General features: G+C 57.6%; 4 protein-coding genes. 2 read left to right on the plus strand and 2 right to left on the minus strand.

Features of this window, described 5'->3' with window-relative positions; all coding sequences use genetic code 11:
* Positions 1–96 precede the first annotated feature (96 nt).
* A complete protein-coding gene (locus QVE23_RS10570) occupies positions 97–975 on the minus strand; it encodes a PfkB family carbohydrate kinase (protein WP_267288489.1) in 879 nt (292 codons plus the stop codon).
* The gene (locus QVE23_RS10575; RefSeq protein WP_051320030.1) at positions 972–1700 is read right to left on the minus strand and encodes a PHP domain-containing protein; all 729 of its coding nucleotides are present in this window, start codon (positions 1698–1700) and stop codon (positions 972–974) included. The genes QVE23_RS10570 and QVE23_RS10575 overlap by 4 nt, the downstream gene beginning before the upstream one ends.
* Before the next feature lie 405 nt (positions 1701–2105).
* Here QVE23_RS10575 and QVE23_RS10580 point away from each other — a divergent pair, with 405 nt between their 5' ends.
* Positions 2106–2840: an HAD family hydrolase gene (locus tag QVE23_RS10580; RefSeq protein WP_025545005.1), complete on the plus strand. Its 735-nt coding sequence runs from the start codon at positions 2106–2108 to the stop codon at positions 2838–2840.
* A gap of 240 nt (positions 2841–3080) precedes the next feature.
* A partial coding sequence (locus tag QVE23_RS10585) for an ABC transporter permease (RefSeq protein ID WP_287968189.1) occupies positions 3081–4036 on the plus strand: 956 nt, incomplete at its 3' end.

Here is a 4036-nt window from a genome sequence, read left to right on the forward strand (position 1 = left end):
AATATCTAGTCCCTAACTTCGGAGCAGAGCTGAAAAGACGGCTGCCGGGTTGGCAGCCGTCTTGGTGATTTCGGGAGATGGATACGGAAATGGCGCTCAGTAGAATTCCTTCAGATAGGCATCTACATCCGCCCGGGTGCCGGGGAAGGGGCCGGGGGTCTCCATCTTCAGGGACACTAAGGCGGTGGCGAAGCGGAGGGCGGTGGGGATGTCAGCAGTCAGCCGCTCATTGATGTAGCCGGCGAAGGTGGTGTCGCCCCGCCCGGTCCGGCCGGAGAGGTTTCTGGCCCGGATGGGGCATGTGTAGATCTCCCGACCATCGTAGACCAGCACCTCCGTGTTATGGGTGATGAGAATCTCCTTGGCGCCCCACTGGTAAAGCTGTCTGGCGGCCTCAGCCCGGTCGGTGAGACCTGTCAGAATCTCCGCCTCCGCCGCGTCGGTCTTGAGAAATCGGACATACGGCAGCAGCTCCTTTTTCTCTGCCCAGTCGTGATAGACCATGCCGCCGTTCTCCACCCAGCGCAGCATGGTTTGCACGTCGATGGCCACCATGGCGTGCCGGGCGGCAAAGGGGATCATCTCGTTGGGAATGTCGCCCGCTGCCAGGCCCGCCAGATGCCAGATCGCCGCATCGATATCCGGCACCTCCTCGGTGCGGTATGGTTCGATGACGCTGTCCACGGTGGAGGTGCGCCGCTCCCGGTCCGGGGTGTGGTAGACGTTTTTTGTGACAAAGGAGGTCCTGCTGTGCAGGGGATAGACGGTCACATTTGGGGCTGGGGCGAAGGCGGCGGCCAGGTCCACCTGGGCCGTGTCCGCCTTGGGGAGCACCGCGGTCTTGTGGCCGGTGTTGGCGGCGGCGAAGCCGGAGTAGTACACGGCGCCGCCCACGGCATGGACGGTGGTGCCGTCATAGTCCACATTGGTGTCCTGTGCCACCTCGCCGATGATCAGAGAGTCAAACTGGCTCATTTCTGTTTCTCCTTCCGCATTTCCTCATCCGTGTCCACAAAGGACTGGAACTCCGGGCTCCAGAGGTGGAAACGGTGCTGCCCAATCAAGGTCTTGTAGGCAAAGGAGTCGGCGGGCCTCTCTGGCAGGATCACGCCGGCCCGGGCCTCGTCCCCACTCTGATGGGTGTCGGATCCCGCCAGGCGGTAGTATTCTGGATGGCGGCGGGCCAGCTCTAGAGCCCGGTCATTGTAGTTGTCGTGCCGGGGATTGCCGTTGATGATCTCCGTACCGTGAATCGCGTCCTCAAACACCGTAGTGTTGCCGTCCCGATAGGGGTGGGCGTGGATAATAAGCACCTGGTTATGGAATTTCTGGAAGAACTCCCGGGCGCTCATGCAGCAAACGTAGGGGTTGGATCGCAGCCACGCCTCATCAATGCCGTACACCAGGTAGTCGTTGTCATTTTCGGGAAATCGCAGTTCCGCGCCGAGCAGCACTTGGAAGCCCACCTCGTCGCCCCGCTGTTTGGAGGCGCGGTAGCCGGAGAGATAGTGGTCTATGACCTTATTCCAATCGTGGTCTGTGTCAATCCGGGAGAGGTACTCCGGGTGGAGATGGTCCGTCACAACCAGTCCGGAGAAGCCATGGCGCACATAGCGGTCCACCACCTCCGCCGCCGGCAGGTGGCCGCACTTGCTGGTTTCCGCCGTGTGAGTGTGGGGGTCAAACAGGTATCCGTCCATAAAATGCCTTCTTTCCATGATTCAGACTGTCACGCTCAAACTGCGGGAGGGGGGACAGCGCCTTGGAACAGGGCAGACAAAAGCCGGTTTTTCCACCCAAAAATGCGCGAAAATGCAAACGTTTTCGATTCTGCGACGCAACTCCGCCCGCAAGAAAGAGAAGTACACTTCTGCATTGAAATATATAGAGTTTTGTCAGAAAAGTCAATATAAAACTGCGATTTCTGGACTTTTGGTCAAAATGGCAAAAACAGGGGAGTGTCTTTGGCGGTTCCTCCCCTTGACAGAGAAAAGTAATCTACCATAGAATAAAGACAGAAAATCGAAAACGTTTGCATTCAGTGCATAAGACGAGTGGGCAGCGGATCCAGAGAGCATCTGCCTGTCTGCGGATAAGGAGGAAGGATGAACGAAAAAAGGTACAGGGCCGTCCTGTTCGACTTGGGCGGCACCCTTCGGATTGCGCTGGAGGATGAGCCCTATATGCGCCATGCCCGCAGGAAGATGACGGAGCTGGCGGGGGCACCGCTGCAGGTGGAGGACTTCTATCAGTTGGTAGAAGACCGCTACGAGTCCTATCGCCGCTGGGCCCTGGGAGAGAACAAGGAGGCTGGCGACCGGGAGCTCTGGTGCCGGTGGCTGCTGCCGGACTATGACCAGAAGCGCATTGCCCAGGTCTGCCATGAGCTGTCCTTTGAGTACCGCCAGTCCAAAGGCCGGCGTGTGGTGGTGGACGGCGGGGCAGAAGTGATCCGAACCTTGCACGAGCGGGGATACAAGCTGGGCATTGTGTCCAACCTGATTGGCGAGCACGAGGTGCCCGACTGGCTGGAGGAGGATCGGCTGGCCCCGTATTTTGGCAGTGTGGTGCTCTCCTCCGTGTGCCATCTGCGCAAGCCTGGCGCGGAGATTTACCACATTGCAGCCCGGGAACTGGGGGTGGATCTGGCAGACTGCGTCTCCGTGGCGGACAACATCAAGCGAGATATTCCAGGGGCCAAGGCTGCGGGAATCGGCTGCAACATCATCTTCCGGTCTCCGGAGAAGAAGCATCCTGTGGAGTTCACGGAGGAGACGCGGCCGGATGCAGTGATCGATACGTTCCCGGAATTGCTGGAGTTGCTGCCGCCGCTGAAGTGAACGCATCATTTTTTTCAAATCCCGGAAAACGTTTGTGTGAGCCGTTCGGATTTGAATTTTGCAAGACAACGAAATAACCAAAATTAGAATAATTTTATTGGATACTTTATTAAATATGCGGTATAGTTCTTGACAAAAGTATGAACGAATGTTAAATTTGAAATCGCATAGAAACGAAAACGTTTGCGATATTTAACACAAACAACAAGAGGAACTGAGGAGAGAGGGTGCAAGAGGAAGATGAAACCGCAAGAGCAAACGTATTCAAAAAGCCGGCGGCTGAAGAATCAGATCAAGGCAGTGGTGACAAATCCCTACAACATCATCGTACTGATCGCCGTCGTTCTGCTGGTCTATCTGATCGTCCTGCCGCTGCTGGACATGATCGCCACCACCTTTGAGCTGGCCCAGCGGGACATCCGGGCTGTGGGCGGCGGCAAGGCCGGCGACTTTACCCTGTACTACTGGCAGCGGCTGCTGGCCAGTGAGCTGTCCTGGACCATGCTGATCAAGCCGTTGATCAACTCCCTGGTCATCGGCGTCTGCGTGTCCGTGTGCGCCATCCTGCTGGGTTCCATTCTGGCCTGGCTGATGGTCCGGTCGGATCTGCCCTTCAAGAAGTTTTTCTCCCTGGCGGTGATTATCCCCTACATGATCCCCTCCTGGTGCAAATCCCAGGCGTGGCTGTCCATGTTCAAGACAGCGAGGTTGGGCGGCGCGCCCGGCTTCATGGCCTCCCTGGGGCTGGATGTGCCGGAGTGGCTGGCCTATGGCCCTGTCGCCATCATCATCGTGCTGACCCTTCATTATTACGCCTATACATACCTGCTGGTATCCTCAGCACTGAACTCCATCAACTCCGAGCTGGAGGAGATGGGTGAGATCCAGGGCGCGGGCAAGGCCATGATCCTGCGGAAGATCACTCTGCCTTTGGTGCTGCCGGCCATCCTGTCGGCCGTGATCCTGACTTTCTCCAAGGCCATCGGCACCTTCGGAACCATCAACTATCTGGGCTCTCCGGTGCAGTACTACACCCTGTCCAGCCAGCTGTACATGAATATCAACTCCCGGGATACGCAGACCGGATTTGCCATGGCGATCCTGATGATTATTATTGCCTCCATCGCCGTGTTCGTCAACCAGAAGCTGATCGGCTCCCGCAAGTCCTACGCCACCATCGGCGGCAAGGGCGGCCG

The organism is Oscillibacter sp. KLE 1728 (assembly GCF_934833455.1).
Taxonomy (GTDB): domain Bacteria; phylum Bacillota; class Clostridia; order Oscillospirales; family Oscillospiraceae; genus Oscillibacter; species Oscillibacter welbionis.